The sequence below is a fragment of the Selenomonas sputigena ATCC 35185 genome, from assembly GCF_000208405.1.
Lineage (GTDB): Bacteria > Bacillota > Negativicutes > Selenomonadales > Selenomonadaceae > Selenomonas > Selenomonas sputigena.
Window position 1 is genome coordinate 1,588,594 of record NC_015437.1, and the last position, 15,901, is coordinate 1,604,494.

General features: G+C 59.1%; 17 protein-coding genes. All 17 read right to left on the bottom strand.

Translation table 11 applies throughout. The features are described from left to right. Window positions 1-52 precede the first annotated feature (52 nt). Entirely contained in the window at window positions 53-1,003 is a 951-nt protein-coding gene (locus SELSP_RS07235) for a patatin-like phospholipase family protein (RefSeq protein WP_013740872.1), read from the bottom strand. Window positions 1,004-1,018: 15 nt separating this feature from the next. After that, window positions 1,019-1,240, bottom strand: a complete 222-nt coding sequence (locus tag SELSP_RS07240) for a DUF5348 domain-containing protein (RefSeq protein ID WP_006191858.1) — start codon at window positions 1,238-1,240, stop codon at window positions 1,019-1,021. Window positions 1,241-1,333: 93 nt separating this feature from the next. Then, the gene (locus tag SELSP_RS07245; RefSeq protein WP_013740873.1) at window positions 1,334-3,040 is read right to left on the bottom strand and encodes a proline--tRNA ligase; all 1,707 of its coding nucleotides are present in this window, start codon (window positions 3,038-3,040) and stop codon (window positions 1,334-1,336) included. 92 nt (window positions 3,041-3,132) lie between these two features. Further along, on the bottom strand, window positions 3,133-4,200 hold the full coding sequence (gene ispG / locus SELSP_RS07250; RefSeq protein ID WP_006191855.1) for a flavodoxin-dependent (E)-4-hydroxy-3-methylbut-2-enyl-diphosphate synthase: 1,068 nt from the start codon (window positions 4,198-4,200) through the stop codon (window positions 3,133-3,135). Window positions 4,201-4,229: 29 nt separating this feature from the next. Further along, the gene (rseP, locus tag SELSP_RS07255; RefSeq protein ID WP_006191854.1) at window positions 4,230-5,267 is read right to left on the bottom strand and encodes an RIP metalloprotease RseP; all 1,038 of its coding nucleotides are present in this window, start codon (window positions 5,265-5,267) and stop codon (window positions 4,230-4,232) included. Window position 5,268: 1 nt separating this feature from the next. Further along, window positions 5,269-6,426, bottom strand: coding sequence for a 1-deoxy-D-xylulose-5-phosphate reductoisomerase (locus SELSP_RS07260; RefSeq protein WP_006191851.1), 1,158 nt, complete (start codon window positions 6,424-6,426; stop codon window positions 5,269-5,271). A gap of 3 nt (window positions 6,427-6,429) precedes the next feature. Beyond that, complete coding sequence (locus tag SELSP_RS07265) at window positions 6,430-7,260, bottom strand: phosphatidate cytidylyltransferase (RefSeq protein WP_013740874.1); 831 nt, start codon at window positions 7,258-7,260, stop codon at window positions 6,430-6,432. Window positions 7,261-7,299: 39 nt separating this feature from the next. Further along, complete coding sequence (locus SELSP_RS07270; RefSeq protein WP_006191847.1) at window positions 7,300-8,076, bottom strand: isoprenyl transferase; 777 nt, start codon at window positions 8,074-8,076, stop codon at window positions 7,300-7,302. Window positions 8,077-8,275: 199 nt separating this feature from the next. After that, window positions 8,276-10,684 carry a replication restart helicase PriA gene (gene priA, locus SELSP_RS07275; RefSeq protein WP_013740875.1) on the bottom strand — a complete coding sequence of 803 codons (2,409 nt, stop codon included), beginning with the start codon at window positions 10,682-10,684 and terminating at the stop codon, window positions 8,276-8,278. 110 nt (window positions 10,685-10,794) lie between these two features. Continuing rightward, the gene (locus SELSP_RS07280; RefSeq protein WP_013740876.1) at window positions 10,795-11,397 is read right to left on the bottom strand and encodes a 3D domain-containing protein; all 603 of its coding nucleotides are present in this window, start codon (window positions 11,395-11,397) and stop codon (window positions 10,795-10,797) included. Window positions 11,398-11,487: 90 nt separating this feature from the next. Continuing rightward, complete coding sequence (trmD, locus tag SELSP_RS07285; RefSeq protein WP_006191837.1) at window positions 11,488-12,243, bottom strand: tRNA (guanosine(37)-N1)-methyltransferase TrmD; 756 nt, start codon at window positions 12,241-12,243, stop codon at window positions 11,488-11,490. Next, window positions 12,233-12,742 carry a ribosome maturation factor RimM gene (rimM, locus tag SELSP_RS07290; RefSeq protein WP_006191835.1) on the bottom strand — a complete coding sequence of 170 codons (510 nt, stop codon included), beginning with the start codon at window positions 12,740-12,742 and terminating at the stop codon, window positions 12,233-12,235. The genes trmD and rimM overlap by 11 nt, the downstream gene beginning before the upstream one ends. Further along, window positions 12,735-13,142, bottom strand: a complete 408-nt coding sequence (locus SELSP_RS07295; RefSeq protein ID WP_006191833.1) for a YlqD family protein — start codon at window positions 13,140-13,142, stop codon at window positions 12,735-12,737. Before SELSP_RS07295 ends, rimM begins: the two co-directional genes overlap by 8 nt. Before the next feature lie 112 nt (window positions 13,143-13,254). After that, window positions 13,255-13,482, bottom strand: a complete 228-nt coding sequence (locus SELSP_RS07300; protein ID WP_006191831.1) for a KH domain-containing protein — start codon at window positions 13,480-13,482, stop codon at window positions 13,255-13,257. Window positions 13,483-13,552: 70 nt separating this feature from the next. Next, window positions 13,553-13,828, bottom strand: coding sequence for a 30S ribosomal protein S16 (rpsP, locus tag SELSP_RS07305; protein WP_006191829.1), 276 nt, complete (start codon window positions 13,826-13,828; stop codon window positions 13,553-13,555). 75 nt (window positions 13,829-13,903) lie between these two features. Then, a complete protein-coding gene (gene ffh / locus SELSP_RS07310; protein ID WP_006191827.1) occupies window positions 13,904-15,274 on the bottom strand; it encodes a signal recognition particle protein in 1,371 nt (456 codons plus the stop codon). Further along, entirely contained in the window at window positions 15,264-15,632 is a 369-nt protein-coding gene (gene ylxM, locus SELSP_RS07315) for a YlxM family DNA-binding protein (protein ID WP_006191825.1), read from the bottom strand. Before ylxM ends, ffh begins: the two co-directional genes overlap by 11 nt. Between the last annotated feature and the right edge of the window lie 269 nt (window positions 15,633-15,901).

Sequence of the window (15,901 nt, forward strand, 5' to 3'; positions counted from 1 at the left end):
ACCTTTCACACAAATTCAAAAGAAAAGCGGCAGCAGAAAAGCGCCGCCCGCCTCATTTTTCCGTCAAAAGTTCCATGATCTCACTGCGCTTTCGCTCGGCTTCGCGATCCTCCGTCCGTTTCGCCTGCTTGAGGAAGTCCCCTTCCTTCGCCTTGACCTCCTTGATCTTATCACCGATGGGACAGCTTACGACGCCCTCCTTCATGAGCTTCTGAATCAAGTCGACCATATCGCCGTAGCCTTCCTTCATGCGCTTTTCGACAGCGAGACGCGTGAAATCGACACAGCCCGGGCGATCGGAGAAATCGGGGCGCGGAAAAAGCTCGTAAATCTTCGCGTCGGGATAAAGGTTCTTCTGCACAGTGCTCCTCTGCGACAGGTGCAGCACGAATATCAGCCGCACGCCCGCCTCGTAGACGGGCAGGAGCGGAGAAAGATCGGTGAAGCTTCCCTCCCAGAGCACGACGCCGTTGGAAAAGCGCAGCTGCGAGTAGAGGATCGGCAAAGCATTCGCCGCAGTCAGAAGAACCTTGCGCATCTTCTCCGGATAGCGCAGGATATCGTAGTAAGAAGGCTCGACCGTCGGAAACTTCGTTGCTCCGATAAAGATGTGCTCGATGCTTTCACGCACCTTGGAAAGATCCAGATGCTCTTCCAAGAACGCAGCGAAGCTCTTTTCATCGAAAAGACCATGCCCGAAAAGTGCGAGAAACTGCTCGAACGATACGCCGGAAAGCCCGCTCGTCACGATGATGTCGTAGATCTCCTTGAGCTTCGTGATCGGCACGTTGGAAATCTTGAGCTTCGCGGCATTCTGCCACATGACTTCCGCCTTCTCGTAGCCGTCGCTCGCGAACATCATGGCGTTCAGCGCACCGAAAGACGTTCCGGAGACGACGCTGACGGAAGATTCAAGCTCGTAGCTGCGCAGCGCCTTCCATGCGCCCATCTGATAAGCGCTGTTGCCGTTACCGCCGGCGAACACTATGCCCATCTTCTCCATACTCATCGCCTCCGGCTACTTCTTCTCAAAACGCGCCTGGCAGCCGATGCCGTCGCCATAGCCGACGCCGACGAGAACCGACTCGCCGTTCTTCGCCTCCACCTTCACCTTTTTCCATGCGTCGTTGACGAGGACTTCGATCTCATCGCCCAATGCCAGCGACTGCAGATGTTCATCGCCATCCTCGAAGTAACGTATGGCGTAATGATCCTTCTTCCAGAGGATTTCTCCTTCCATGATGCTCCCACTCCTTTCTCAGCAGTCTCCCATATCAAAGAAGCACTAATAAATTCAGTCGCCCATCTTCACACATCTGCGCTTCCTAAAAACTCAAAGATCTTTCAAAAGCTCCTGTACCTTCGCCAAGCACTCCGCCTTCGTGCAATCGCAGCTCTCGCCCGAGCGGCGCACCTTCAGCTCGATCTTGCCCTCTTCCAAGGCTTTCGGTCCGATCGTGATGCGCAGCGGATAGCCGATGAGGTCGGCATCTTTGAACTTCACGCCCGCGCGATCCTTGCGGTCGTCAAGAATCGCATCGACACCCGCGGCCAGAAGCATCTCATACACCTCTTCGGCAAGCGCCAGCTGCTCGGATGCCTTCGCATTGACGGGAACGACGACGACCTCGTAGGGCGCAATGGCACGCGGCCAGATGATGCCGTGCTCATCGTTATGCTGCTCGATGGCCGCCGCCATCGTTCTGCCGACGCCGATGCCGTAGCAGCCCATGAAGAGCGCCTTCTCCTTGCCGTTCTCATCAAGGAAGGTCGCGCCGAGCGCCTCGCTGTACTTCGTGCCGAGCTTGAAGACCTGTCCCGCCTCGATGCCTCGCGTGATCTCAACGGGCGCACCGCAATGCGGGCAAGGATCGCCCGCCGCCATCAAGCGGATATCTGCGGTGAGGACATCCGTGAAATCGCGCACGGGATTCACACCCGTATAATGCACGTCAACCTCGTTCGCACCCGCAACGGCATTCTTCATCTTCATGACCGTGCTGTCGACGACGATCTTCGTGCCCTTCTTGATGCCGATGGGACTCATGAAGCCCGCGACACCGCCCGCTGCCGAAATCGCCGCCTCATCCGCCATGCGCAGTTCAAGCGCCCCTACGGCATTCTGCAGCTTCACATCGTTGACTTCATGGTCGCCGCGCACGAAAGCGAGCACGAGGGCATCATTTTCATCTTGGAAGGCGACCGCCTTGATCGTCCTTTCGAGCGGCACGCGCAGGAAGTCGGCAACAAGCTCGATGGTCTTGCAGGCAGGCGTCTCGACCTTCTTCAAAGGCTGCGCCTCTTCTTCGGATGCGTCGATGGGAAGAAGCTCTGCCTTTTCCACGTTCGCCGCATAGTCGCACGCCGTGCAGCACGCAATTTCTGACTCGCCGGCGGCAGCGAGCACCGTGAACTCGTGCGTGTGATTGCCGCCGATCGCACCCGCGTCCGCCTCGACGGGGCGGAACTTCAGTCCGCAGCGCGTGAAGACATTCGTATAGGCGTCGTACATTTTCTTGTAGGAAATGTCGGCTCCCGCCTCGTCCTTATCGAAGGAATAGAGATCCTTCATGATGAACTCGCGGCTGCGCATGAGTCCGAAGCGCGGACGAATCTCGTCGCGATACTTGTTCTGAATCTGATACAGAAGGAGCGGCAGCTGCTTGTAGGAGCGCACCTCATCGCGCACGAGCGTCGTGATCATCTCCTCGTGCGTCGGGCCGAGACAGAATTCACGGCCGTGGCAGTCCTTCAGGCGGAACATCTCCTGCCCGAATACGCTCCAACGCCCCGACTCCTGCCAGATCTCCGCCGGCTGCATGATCGGCATGCACAGCTCCTGTCCGCCCGCCGCATCCATCTCCTCGCGGATGATCTGCTCGATCTTCTTTATCGTGCGCCACGCCAGAGGCAGATACGTATAGACGCCGCCCGCCGCCTTGCGGATCATTCCCGCACGCAGCATGAGACGATGGCTCGTGATCTCAGCGTCGGAAGGCACCTCGCGCAGCGTCGGCGCGTATAACTTCGATGTAAGCAATGAAAACTTCCTCCTCTTAGGGCGTGCGCTTCGTTCGCCGCATCCCCGTCTATGAAAGCGCTTTGCCGCTCAAGGCAAGCGGACGCTTTTACTCAAGCCTGCTCTTCCTCCAAGATACTGTCAATCTCGCGGAACAGTTCTTCGACCAGTTCTTCTTCCTTGACCTGTCGCACGACCTCGCCCTTTCTGAAGACAAGACCGACGCCCTTGCCCCCCGCGATGCCGACATCGGCACCGCGCGCTTCGCCCGGGCCGTTGACGACGCAGCCCATGACGGCGACGTGGATGGGCCGCGCGATGCCGCTGAGCCTTTCCTCCACGCGCTCGGCAATCGAAGGAAGGTCGATGGCCGTCCTGCCGCACGTCGGACAGGAGATCAGCGTCGGGCCATAATCCCTAAGCCCCAGGGACTTCAAGATCTCTCGCGCGACACGCACCTCGACTATAGGGTCGCCCGTCAAAGATACGCGCAGGGTGTCGCCGATTCCTTCAGCGAGAAGTGCACCTATGCCGACCGCCGATTTGATGATGCCCGAGCGCACAGTGCCCGCCTCCGTGATGCCGAGATGCAAAGGATAGTCGCATCTCTCGCTCATCAGGCGATATGCCGCGAGCGTCAAGGGTACGTCATGCGCCTTGAGCGAGATTTTCATATCATGAAAATCCTGCTCCTCCAACAGGCGCACATGCTCCAGTGCGGATTCTACGAGAGCTTCCGCCGTGATGCCGCCGTACTTTGCCAGAAGGCGCTTGTCCAGCGAGCCTGCATTGACACCGATGCGGATCGGTATGCCGCGAGCCTTTGCCGCCTCAGCGACGCGGCGCACGTTCTCCGCTCCGCCGATATTGCCGGGATTGAGCCGGAGCGCGTCAATGCCCTGCTCGATGGCCTGAAGTGCCAAGCGATAGTCAAAATGGATGTCGGCAACGAGCGGCACCTTCGTTTGCGCCTTGATCTTGCCGATATTCGCCGCCGCTTCCTTGTCGGGCACGGCGAGGCGCACGATGTCGCAGCCTGCAGCCGCGAGCGCCTCGATCTGGCGAACCGTCGCCTGTGCGTCCTGCGTCTTCGTATTCGTCATGGACTGCACGGAGACGGGAGCACCGCCGCCGATGGCGACTGCGCCGATATGGATCTGCCGCGTGATCTTCATCTGCATGGTCTACCCTTCTTTTTTCAACAAAAATATCAGCCGCCAACGAAGATGCGCATGATGTCATTCTTCGTCGCGTAGAGCATCAAGAGCACGAGAAGCGATACACCGAACATCTGCGCGTAGTGCATCGCCTTCGCCGAAAGGGGCTTGCCGCGCACGGCCTCGACGACGAGCGTCAGGAAGTGACCGCCGTCGAGCGCCGGAATCGGGAACAAGTTGATGATCGCGAGATTGAGGCTCAAGAGAGCCGTGAGACTCAAAAGCGGCACGACGCCGATCTGCGCCGCCTCTCCTGCGATCTGCGCGACACCGATGGGCCCCGCGAGATCGGCCTGCTGTGCGCCTGTGACCATCTGCCCGAGCATCGAGAGCATCATCATGAGCGTCGTGCCCGTGCGCGTGACGGCAAGCTCGGCGGCTTCGAAGAAGCCCGGCATACGCGTCGTGACGGACGAACTGACGCCGATGAGCGAGCGCTTCTCCTGCGCGTTGTAGGCAGGAATGACGCTCGTCGTCTGACGCTCGCCCGCACGTTCGTACTCGACGTGCAGAACCTTGCCGTCCGCGTCCTTGATGAGGCTCGTGATGTCCTGCCACGAGTTCACGGGCGCACCCTCAATAGCGACGATGCGGTCGCCCGCAAGGAGTCCCGCACTGGCGGCAGGATGCCCCGCGACCACCGTACCGAGCACAGGCTCGCTCGAAGGCGTAGAAACGCCGGCGAAAAAGAAGATGCCGAAGAAAAGGAAGATCGGCAGGACAAGGTTCATGAAAGAGCCGGCAAGTATGACGATCATGCGTGCGGGAATCGACTTCGCGCAATAGCCGCGCTCACCCGCCGTATTGTTCGCGGCGTCCATGCCCGCGATATCGTTGAAGCCGCCCAGCGGAAGCGCACGCAGCGAGTATTCCGTCTCGCCGTGCGTGTACTTGACGATCCTCGGTCCGAAGCCGATCGCGAAGCGGTCGACGCGCATATCCGTGAGCTTCGCCGCCACGAAATGCCCGACCTCATGCACGAGGACGAGGATGCCGAAGACGAAAATGGATGCTAGAAGCGTTACGACCATCTCAACCCCCTATTTTCTGCAGGAAGCCCTGCGCCACGCGCCGCGCTTCATCATCGGCGGCAAAGAGATCGTCCAGCGTCGGCGCCTTCTGCACGCCGCACTTCTCCATCGTGCGCTCGATGATCGCATAGATGTCGAGGAAGCGGATTTTCCCCGCCAGAAATGCCGCGACGGCCACCTCGTTCGCTGCGTTCATGATGCACGGCATCGTGCCGCCTGCACGCCCCGCCTCGTAGGCGAGAGGAAGTCCGCGAAACGTCGCCGTGTCGGGCTTTTCAAAAGAAAGATGCGCGAGCTTGGAAAAGTCCAGCCGCTCGAAAGACGAAGACTGGCGCTTCGGATACGTCAGCGCGTACTGGATCGGCAGGCGCATATCGGCCGGTCCGATCTGTGCCATGACGGCGCCATCCGTAAAGCCAACCATCGAATGGATGATGCTCTCAGGATGGACGACGACCTCGATCGCATCGTATGACACATCGTAGAGCCAATGCGCCTCAATGACCTCAAGCCCCTTATTGACGAGCGTAGCAGAGTCGATCGTGATCTTCTGCCCCATCTGCCACGTCGGATGCGCAAGGCACTCCTCGACCGTCGCCTTCTTGAGCGTGTCCTGCGTCTTTCCTCGGAAGGGGCCGCCCGAAGCCGTGAGAATGATGCGCTCGACGCATCTCGCCTCCTCGCCCTGCAGGCACTGAAAGAGCGCCGAGTGCTCGCTGTCGACGGGCAGGATCGCCGCGCCCATCTCACGCGCCTTCGCCATGACGAGTTCGCCCGCGACGACGAGCGTCTCCTTGTTCGCTAGCGCGATGTCCTTCTTCGCTTCGAGCGCCTTCATCGTCGGTGCAAGCCCCGCAAACCCCATCATGCTCGTGACGACGATGTCCGCCGCCGGATATGCCGCCGCCTCGATGAAGGCGTCGCGGCCGCCTTCTATGCGCGTCTTGCCGCCGTACCGCGCCTTGAGCCTCGCCGCCGCCGCCTCGTCGGCAAGCACGGCAAGCTCAGGGGAGAGCGCTTCGATCTGCTTCTCCAACAATTCGTCGCTCGCGTTCGCTGCGAGCACGGAAACACTAAAAAGCTCCGGATGTGCAAGCGCCACATCAACCGTCTGGCGTCCAATCGAACCCGTAGAACCCAAGATTGCAATATTCTTCATACATCAAACTCCTGCCAAGCCGAAGACTTGAATAAAATAATAGACAAAGGGCGCGGTGAACATCACGCTGTCGAAGCGGTCAAGGACGCCGCCGTGCCCCGGGATGAGCCGCCCCGAATCCTTGACGCCCGCATAGCGCTTGATGACGGATTCAGCGAGATCTCCGACCGTCGCTGTGAGCGCAAGAAGCACGCCGAGCAGCGCCATCAACGGCACGGAAAAGCCAAGAGCACAGCCAAGCGCGGCGACGACTGCCGTCGTGCCGACAAGGCCGCCAAGAAATCCTTCGACCGTCTTCTTCGGACTGATGGCGGGGCACAGTTTGCGCCTGCCGAAGAACGAGCCGGCGAAGTAAGCGAACGTATCGCTCGACCATGTGCCGAGGAACATGATCCAAAGGAACGCGCAGCCGAGCGTCATATCGCCGGCGGGCGTTGCGAGAACAACATCCTGCGCCAGGAAGCGCAGCAGGATCAGATGCGCGAAAGAGAAGCCGACGTAGACGATGCCGGCGATGGAAAAGCACGCCTGATCGACGGCAAAAGTTTCATGGCGAAAGACAGCCTCGGCAAAAACGAGGAGCGCAGCAAACGTTGCGATTGCGACGAGCCACGCGCTTCCCCACAGCCAGGCGGCAGTGCCGAAGAGCGAGATAGCGATGAAGCCGACAAGTCTCGCGAGAGGCTTTCCCAAATGATCGAACGCCGACGCGTACTCGTGCCATGCAACGAACGAAAGCACAATGGCAAAAACGGCATAGAGCCAACCTCCCTGCATGATGACGAAGGCTGCGAGCGCTATGCCGACAACGCCCGTGATAATTCTTGTAAGCAAGTCAAGCACCTCTTTGTTGGGCGATCCCCTTATTTCCTCTTATTTTTCCTTGATTCCACCGAAGCGCCGCTCGCGGCTCGCATAGTCGCGAAGCGCTTCCATGAAGCATTCAGGCTTGAAATCCGGCCAATTCGTTTCCGTGAACCAGAACTCCGCATACGCCGCCTGCCACAACAGGAAGTTGCTCAGACGCATGTCGCCGCTCGTGCGGATCACAAGGTCAACGGGCGGCAATTCCTTCGTATCAAGCGATGCCTGAAAAAGCTCCGGCGTGATTTCCTCCGGCGAAAGTTCCCCCGCCTGTACCTTCCCAGCCAACCCCTGCACGGCACGGCAGATCTCGTCCTGCCCGCCGTAGTTGACGGCGACGCAGAAGTGCACGCCCGTATTGTTCTTCATCAGTTCTTCGGCATGGCGCACGCGCCGAATCAGCTCGGGCGTCAATTCATCGACGCGCCCGATGAAGCGGATGCGCACATTCTTCTCGTGCATCTCCCTTTCTTCCTTATCGAGATACTCGGAAAAGAGCCGCATGAGGAAGTCGACCTCGTCGTGCGGCCGCTTCCAGTTTTCCGTGGAAAACGCATAGACCGTCAGAACTTCCAGCTTCAAATCGATCGCTGTATCCAAAATATCATGCAGCGTATCTACACCCGCGCGATGACCGACCGTGCGCAAGAATCCCTGCCCCTTCGCCCAGCGTCCGTTGCCGTCCATGATGACGGCAACATGGCGCGGCAGGCGCGAGCGCTCGATATCGACGGGAGTCACTTCATTCTTTTGTGTTGCGGACTTGCCAAAAATCTTCTTCCACATATACGCTCCCCTTACCAGTCATGGGTCTTCCTCACGCTCACCTTTTGCCGCAAATACTTCATCAGTCATTATAGCATGGAAGCAAGATCATATCCATAGTATATTTAGCAGCTTATAGCGAATAGACACGAGCAGCGACGGCACAAATTCCACAATGAACCATCAAAAAAAATCATATTCCTGTACTCCGGTATGCACCTCACATCGTCATGATCGGATCGACGTCGATGAGCACATCGTTCCTCTTATCCAGTCCCTCGCCGCGCAGGAACTCCCTCACTGCGGCGAGATCCGCCGTCTTGATGAGAAGCACGAAGCGATGGATGCCGCGAAACTGGGCGATCAGAGCGGGCGCAGGGCCAATGATCTGCTGCCCTTCCCTGCCTGCGAAGGCAACGAGGAAATTCTCCTGGATGCGGCACGCTTCCTGACGCGCCGCCTCCTCTTCCCCATGCTGCACGATGAGCTTGACGAGGCGGCTGAACGGCGGGTAAAAGAGCTGCTCGCGTATGGCAATCTCCTCGCGGTAAAAGGCCTCGTAATCCTGCTTGAGCGCCGCCTGCACCGCATAGTGCTCGGGGCTGTAGCACTGCACGACGACTTGTCCCGCAGCCTCGCCCCTGCCTGCGCGGCCCGCCGTCTGCGTGATGAGCATGAAGCAGCGCTCTGCCGCGCGAAAGTCAGGCATGTTTAGGCTCGCATCGGCGCTGAGGATGCCGACCGCCGTAACGCCCGGGATGTCATGCCCCTTGGCGACCATCTGCGTGCCGAGCAGGATGTCGTACCTCTTCTCGCGAAACGCTGTGAGGATTTCTTGGTGCGCGAGCTTTCGCGCCGTCGTATCCCTGTCCATGCGCACGACGCGTGCTGTCGGCACGAGCGCCTTGAGTTCCGCTTCCAGCTTTTCCGTGCCCGAGCCAAAGTATTTGATGTAGGGACTCGAACATTCGGGGCACAGGAGCGGCACGGCCTGCTCGATGTCACAGTGATGGCACAGGAGCTTGCCGCTTCGATGATAGACGAGCGGCAGCGAGCAGGAAGGACATTTGACGACAGCGCCGCACGAACGGCACATGACGAAGGTCGAGAAGCCGCGGCGGTTCAGCATGAGGATCATCTGCTCCTTCTTCGCCATCGTTTCCTCGATGAGTTGACGCAGAGGTGCGGAGATGATCGTGCGATTGCCGCGATGCAGTTCCTCGCGCATGTCTACACATTCGACATGCGCGAGTGGTCTCGCACCGATGCGCTCCGGCATAGAAAGGAGCGTAAACTCGCCGCAGCGCGCGCGGTACGAAGTCTCAAGAGACGGCGTAGCGCTGCCCAAAAGCAGTACGGCGCGATGCAGCTTCGCCATGACCTCGGCGATGGGACGCGCATGGTAGCGCGGCGCCTCGTCCTGCTTGTAGGACATATCCTGCTCCTCGTCGAGGATGATGAGTCCGACGTCCTCGATGGGCGTAAAGAGCGCCGAGCGTGCACCGATGACGATGCCCGCCTCCCCGCGCCGCACGCGGAAGATCGCGTCGTTTCGCTCGGCAAGAGAAAGCTGGCTGTGCATGACGACGATGTCCTCGGGAAAAGATCCCTTGAAGGCGAGGACGATCTGGCTCGTCAGGGCGATTTCGGGCACGAGCACGATGACCCTGCGCCCTTCCCTGCGCGCGGCCGCCGCCGTCTCGATATAGACCTGCGTCTTGCCGCTTCCCGTCACGCCCTGCAAGAGGAAGCCGCGATGCTCGCGCCGCCCGATGTAGGGAAGCACGGCATCGACAGCCGTCCTCTGCTCCGCCGTCAGGTCGACCATCGCCCCGACGCCCGTCACATCGCCGTAGCTGTCGCGCAGAGCGCGCCGCTTCTCGCTCTTCACATCGCCCTCTTCGAGCACCGCGCGAAGGACAGCGGCGGAAAATCCTGCCTCGCGCAGGGTGGCATCCGTCTTTTCCCCCTCTGCGGCAAGAAGCTCCAACAGACGCTTCTGTGCACGCCGCCTTCGATAGCGGGCGAGCACAGCCTCATCGAGCGGACGCGCGAGCGACAGGATATTCTCATAACGCGCCTTGTCGCGCTGCTGCGCCCGATAGAGCTTTCGCACATATTTCTGCTGCACGAGCTTTTCCAAGAGGGCGGGAATCTCGGCGGCAAGCGCAGGAAGCGCCTTGCGAAAAGCAGAAAGCTGCATGACGCCATTTTCACGGAGAGAACGGAAGACCTGCTGCGCCGCTCCCGTCAAAGGCGGCTCTTCCCCCTCTTTTGCCTCATATTCGACCTCGATCTTCAAGCCGCTCTTGCCCGGCATGAAGAGCCGCATCGCCTCAGCGGGCGAGCACAGGTAGAAGTCCGCGATCCGACGTGCCGTTTCCAGCATCTCGGACGTAAACCATGCCTCTTCGTCGACAACAGAGAGGATCGGCTTCAGCTCGTAGTCTGTCCGCTCCCCTTCATTCTCCCGAACAGCGACGACGAAGCCCTCGACCCTGCGCCCGCCGAAAGGCACAAATACGCGCCAGCCCGCCGCAAGGAAAGACAGCTCGTCAGGCACGGCATAGCTGTACGCCTTCGCTATGCTCTTCACGGGAATATTGACAAAGACTTCCGCCCTTCGCAAAATACTCTCCTCCCACAAGAAAAAGGCTTCCGGCGCGAATCTTTCGCGCCGAAAGCCTGGCTTTCCGATGCTCTGCCGCCATCATGCTGCAAAAACAGCAAACGCCCTTCTCAATCCATGATGAAGATCTCGATGGTCTTGCGGCCGAACTGAATCGCTTCTTCTGCGGTCTCAAAGGCGATGTCGATCGTATTGCCGCGAATCGCCGAGCCGATGTCCTCGGCCACCGCTTCGCCGTATCCCGGAATAAAGACGCGCGTGCCCATCGGTATGACCGCAGGATCGACAGCGATCACACCTTTTCTCACCAAGGTTCCGCTTGCCGTATGATTTGAAAGACCTGGATCGAAGCGGCTGTATGCCGACGCCGACACGAGCAGCGAACGACCGCCGCCGCGGCTTGCAGGAGTCGCAATGACAGGCGGCTCCTCACCGCCCGAGAGCGCCCTGTACGTCATCTGTCCGCAGATGCCGTCAACCTCCAAGCCGTTCTCCTGCTGGAACTTCGTGATGGCAGTCACCGTCTTCTTGCCGCATACGCCGTCGTCTTCCCCCTCCGCAAGATAGCCGCGCCCGATCAGCAGCTTCTGCACGGCACGCACGCTGTCGCCCCGCATGCCCTCCTTGACAAGGAAGCCGCCGGCAAAGGCTGCGGCGCTCGACAAGAGCAGACAAATGCAAAGGATGGTCGAAAAAATCACCGTTTTTCTCAATAGACGCCACCTCACAGAAAAGCCGATTTTCCTACGAGGACTATTATAGCAAAAAAACGATATTCCGTCAAAGTTTTCCTTTAGCCCCGACTAATCTTTCTCACAATTCTCTTCTTGCGTCATAAGATTCGCCAAATAGGCTTTCTCTCGCTCCGTCAGCTGCGCGCCCTTCAAAAGCTCGGGTCGCCTCTCGCGCGTGATGCGCAGCGATTCCTCGCGACGCCAGGCGCGAATCTTCGCATGATCGCCGGACAGAAGAACCTCGGGCACTTCCATTCCCTCGAAGATGCGCGGCCTTGTGTACTGCGGGAACTCCAAGAGGCCATCGTAGAAAGAATCCGTCGGCGCAGACTCCTCCGAACCGAGGACGCCCGGGATCATGCGCGCCACGGCGTCGACGACGACCATCGCGGGCAGTTCGCCGCCCGTCAGCACGAAATCGCCGATGGAGATCGCCTCATCCGCCAGATGCGCATGGATGCGTGCATCGAATCCCTCGTAATGCCCCGAGAGGAAGATCAGCTGCTCCTCTTTCGCCAGTTCCTTCGCCTTCGCCTGGGTGAACGTCTCGCCGCTCGGGCACAGAAGCACGATGCGCCGCCGCCTCAAAGCACTGTTCGCCACGATCGAGCGCACGGCGCGAAACATCGGCTCAGGCTTCAAGACCATGCCGCTGCCGCCGCCGAAGGGCGAATCATCGACCTGCCTGTGCTTGTCAAAGGCAAAGTCCCGCAGCTGCGTCAGACGTATGTCGAGCAGCCCCTTCTCCCTCGCGCGCTTGATGATGCTCTCACCGAACACCGCCTCAAACATCGCGGGAAAGAGCGTCACGATGTCAATCCGCACGGTCTTCCAACTCTTCCTGCAAGTCGACACGCAAAAATCCTCCGGCGATGTCGATCTCGCGCACGACCTTCTTCAGTGCCGGCACGAGCAATTCCGCGCCGTCGGTCTTCTTCACCACATAGACGTCATTGCTGCCCGTCTTGAGGACGTTCGTGACCTCTCCAAGCCTTTCCCCTGCCATATCGAGCACTGCGAGTCCTATGATGTCGAACGTGTAGAACTCGCCCTCAGCGAGAGGCGCAGCATCTTCCCGCGCGACACGCAGAAGCTCGCCCGTCAATTTTGCCGCCGCCTCGCGCGACGTGCATTCAGCGAGCGTCAGCAGCACGAACTGGCGATGGTAGTGAACGTGTTCGACGTGGAAAACGCGCTCGCCGATGAAGACCTCGCGCAGGGACTCGAAGCGCTCAGGAAAATCCGTCAGCGGTATCACGCGCACTTCGCCCCGAAGGCCGTGCGGTGCACCCGCCTTGCCTATGACGACGCGCCCGTCAGCCACGGATCGCAACGACCTTGTCGTCCTCGACGAGGACTTCGACGTTCATAAGCTCGCGCATGTTCGAGCCGATCTTCAGCTCCGCCGTGCGCTCCAGCGTGCCCTGCACGATTTCGGCGCCGATGGCGAGCTTCTTCGTCTCTTCGAGCTTCGCTTGTGCCTGCTCCTTGAAATCCATGCGCTTTTGACGCTCGATGGCGAAGTGCTGACGCGCCGCCTGCGCACGCTGGATGTCCTGCTGTGCCGCCTCAGAGACGATGCGCTTCTCCTCGATGCCCATCTGCTGCAGTTCGAGATCGACCTTCTGCAGACTGTCTTCCAGCTCGTCAATGATGCGCTTCTTGAGCTTTTCTGTCAGCTTCGCCTTGACCGTGCAAGGAACCTTCACCTGAATGCTGTCCATATTCTCTCTCCTTCATCGAGCGCAACTGATAGAGGCAACACCGTCACCTCATCCGTGCGCCTAAAGAAATAGCGGCAAGAACCCCCGGAAGGGAATGCTGCCGCGTAGTTCACTAATTGATGTCGACCTTGACTTTTTTGTTCTCGCGGGTACCGGCGGCCTTGGCAACCGTGCGGATCGCCTTCGCAATCCTGCCCTGCTTGCCGATCACCTTTCCCATATCGTCCGAAGCGACATGAAGCTCGATCAATGTCATGCGGTCTTCCTGTTTTTCGTCGACAACGACGTCTTCGGGATGATCGACCAACGCCTTGGCGATGATTTCAACGACTTCCTTCATGCTGATCCTCTTTTCTCAAGAGAAGCTGCGGGAGGCGGCTTTTCACGCCGTCTCCGTCGCCTCGTCTCGATCAGTTCTTCGAGCGCTTCTTCTCATCGAACTTCGCCATGATGCCCTTCTTGCTGAAAAGGGAGCGGACGGTATCCGTCGGCTGTGCGCCCTTGCTCATCCAATCGATGGCCTTGTCTTCATCGACATTGATGACGGCCGGCTCCTTCGTGGAGTCGTAGTTGCCGAGAATCTCGATGAAGCGACCGTCGCGCGGCGAGCGGGAATCCGCCACGACGATGCGGTAGAACGGGTTCTTCTTCGCGCCCATGCGGGTCAAACGAATCTTTACTGCCATGTTTTCACCTCCTTTAAAGGATAATTTTTTTGTCAGCCGCGACGCATCGCAGCCGACGAATCTTCCATGAGCCGATCAGTGCATGAACGGCAGCTTCATGCCGCCGAGGCCGGGGAATCCCTTGCCCTTCTTGCCTCCCTGCATCTTCTTGACCTGCTTCATCATCTTTTTCATTTCGTTGAACTGCTTCAAGAGCTTGTTCACATCCTGTACGCGCGTGCCACTGCCGAGCGCGATGCGCTTGCGGCGGCTGCCGTTGATGATGGAGATGTCCGCGCGTTCCTTCGGCGTCATGGACTTGATGATCGCCTCGATGCGGCGCACTTCCTTGCCGTTGAGGTCGATGTCCTGTCCCTGCAGCTGCTTCTTGAGCCCGCCCATACCCGGAATCATGCCGAGGATTTGCTCAAAGGAGCCGAGCTTTCGTACCTTCTGCATCTGCGCGAGGAAATCGTCGAGCGTGAAGTCCGCCTTGCGCAGCTTCTTCTCCATCTTCTTGGCTTCTTCCGCATCGAACGTGGACTGTGCCTTCTCGATGAGGGAGAGAACGTCGCCCATGCCGAGGATGCGCGATGCCATGCGATCGGGATGGAAAGGCTCGAGCGCTTCAAGCTTCTCGCCCATGCCGACGAACTTGATCGGGCAGCCCGTGACCGCCTTGACCGACAGCGCCGCACCGCCTCGGGCGTCGCCGTCGAGCTTCGTCAAGACGACGCCGTCGATGCCCAGCCCCTCGTTGAAGCTCTCGGCCACGTTCACGGCATCCTGACCCGTCATGGCATCGACGACGAGCAGGATCTCGTGCGGCTTGACGTCCGCCTTGATGTCCTTAAGCTCCTGCATGAGCTTCTCATCAATGTGCAGACGACCCGCCGTATCAATGATCACGACATCGTTGATGTGCGAACGCGCATGATCGATCGAACTTCTGGCAATCGTCACGGCATCCGTGCCCTGCGGCATGGAAAAGACGGGGATGCCAAGCTGCTCGCCCAACACCTGGAGCTGCTTGACGGCCGCAGGTCGATAGATATCGGCTGCGACAAGCAAAGGCTTCTTCCCCTGCTTCTTGAGAGAAAGGCCGAGCTTTCCCGCCGAGGTCGTCTTGCCTGCGCCCTGAAGTCCCGCCATCATGATGACGGTCGGCGGCACAGACGAGATATTGAGGCGGCTCTGCGTGCCTCCCATGAGTTCCGTGAGCTCCTCGTCGACAATCTTGATGACGACCTGCGCCGGCGTCAAGGTATCGAGCACATCCTGCCCGACGGCGCGCTCCTTCACCTTCTTGATGAAATCCTTGACGACCTTGAAATTGACGTCGGCTTCGAGGAGCGCCATGCGCACCTCGCGCATCGCCTCGTTTACGTCGTCCTCCGTCAGCTTGCCATGTCCGCGCAGCTTTTTAAACGTCTGCTGCAGGCGATCCGCCAAGCTTTCAAAAATCATGCTGTACCTCCCGCTGCGCCCCTAAAAGACGCGAAATCCGCTGCAAGACCGCCTCTATGGCGGCATCGTTCTCTTCCGTGCGCAGCTTGCGAATCGCCTCGCCGATCGCCGCAAGTTCCTCGTGCTCTTTGGCAAGACGCCGCAAGAGGCCGAGCTTTTCTTCGTAGCCTTCCAGCGCCTGCTCCGATCGATGAATGATATCGTAAGCGGCCTGCCGCGAAACTCCGACCGCTTCGCCGACCTCCGCGAGGGAGAAATCGCCGAAGAGATGAAGTTCCAGACAGCGCCGCTGCTTTTCCGTGAGCAGCATGCCGTACATGTCGAACAGTTCCGCCAGATGAAAGAGTCTTTCGAGCATCACTCCACCCGCCTTCCTGCAAGGCACGTTTCCAAAACGGACATGCGCAGGGGATCTCCCCCGACTAGGCTATTATAAGCAAGGCGAAGCGTCCTGTCAAGTTTTTTCCTTGGCAGACAGATAAGATTTTTCTGTGGTTAATTGTAAACTACACGCACAAACGTCCACTTTGTGGACATTGTGCGCCGCCCTTAATGAAAGTTACCCAATCAGTCTGCGCCCTTCGGGCTTGACTTCTTGGACTTTCATAGTAAACTACACGCACAAAC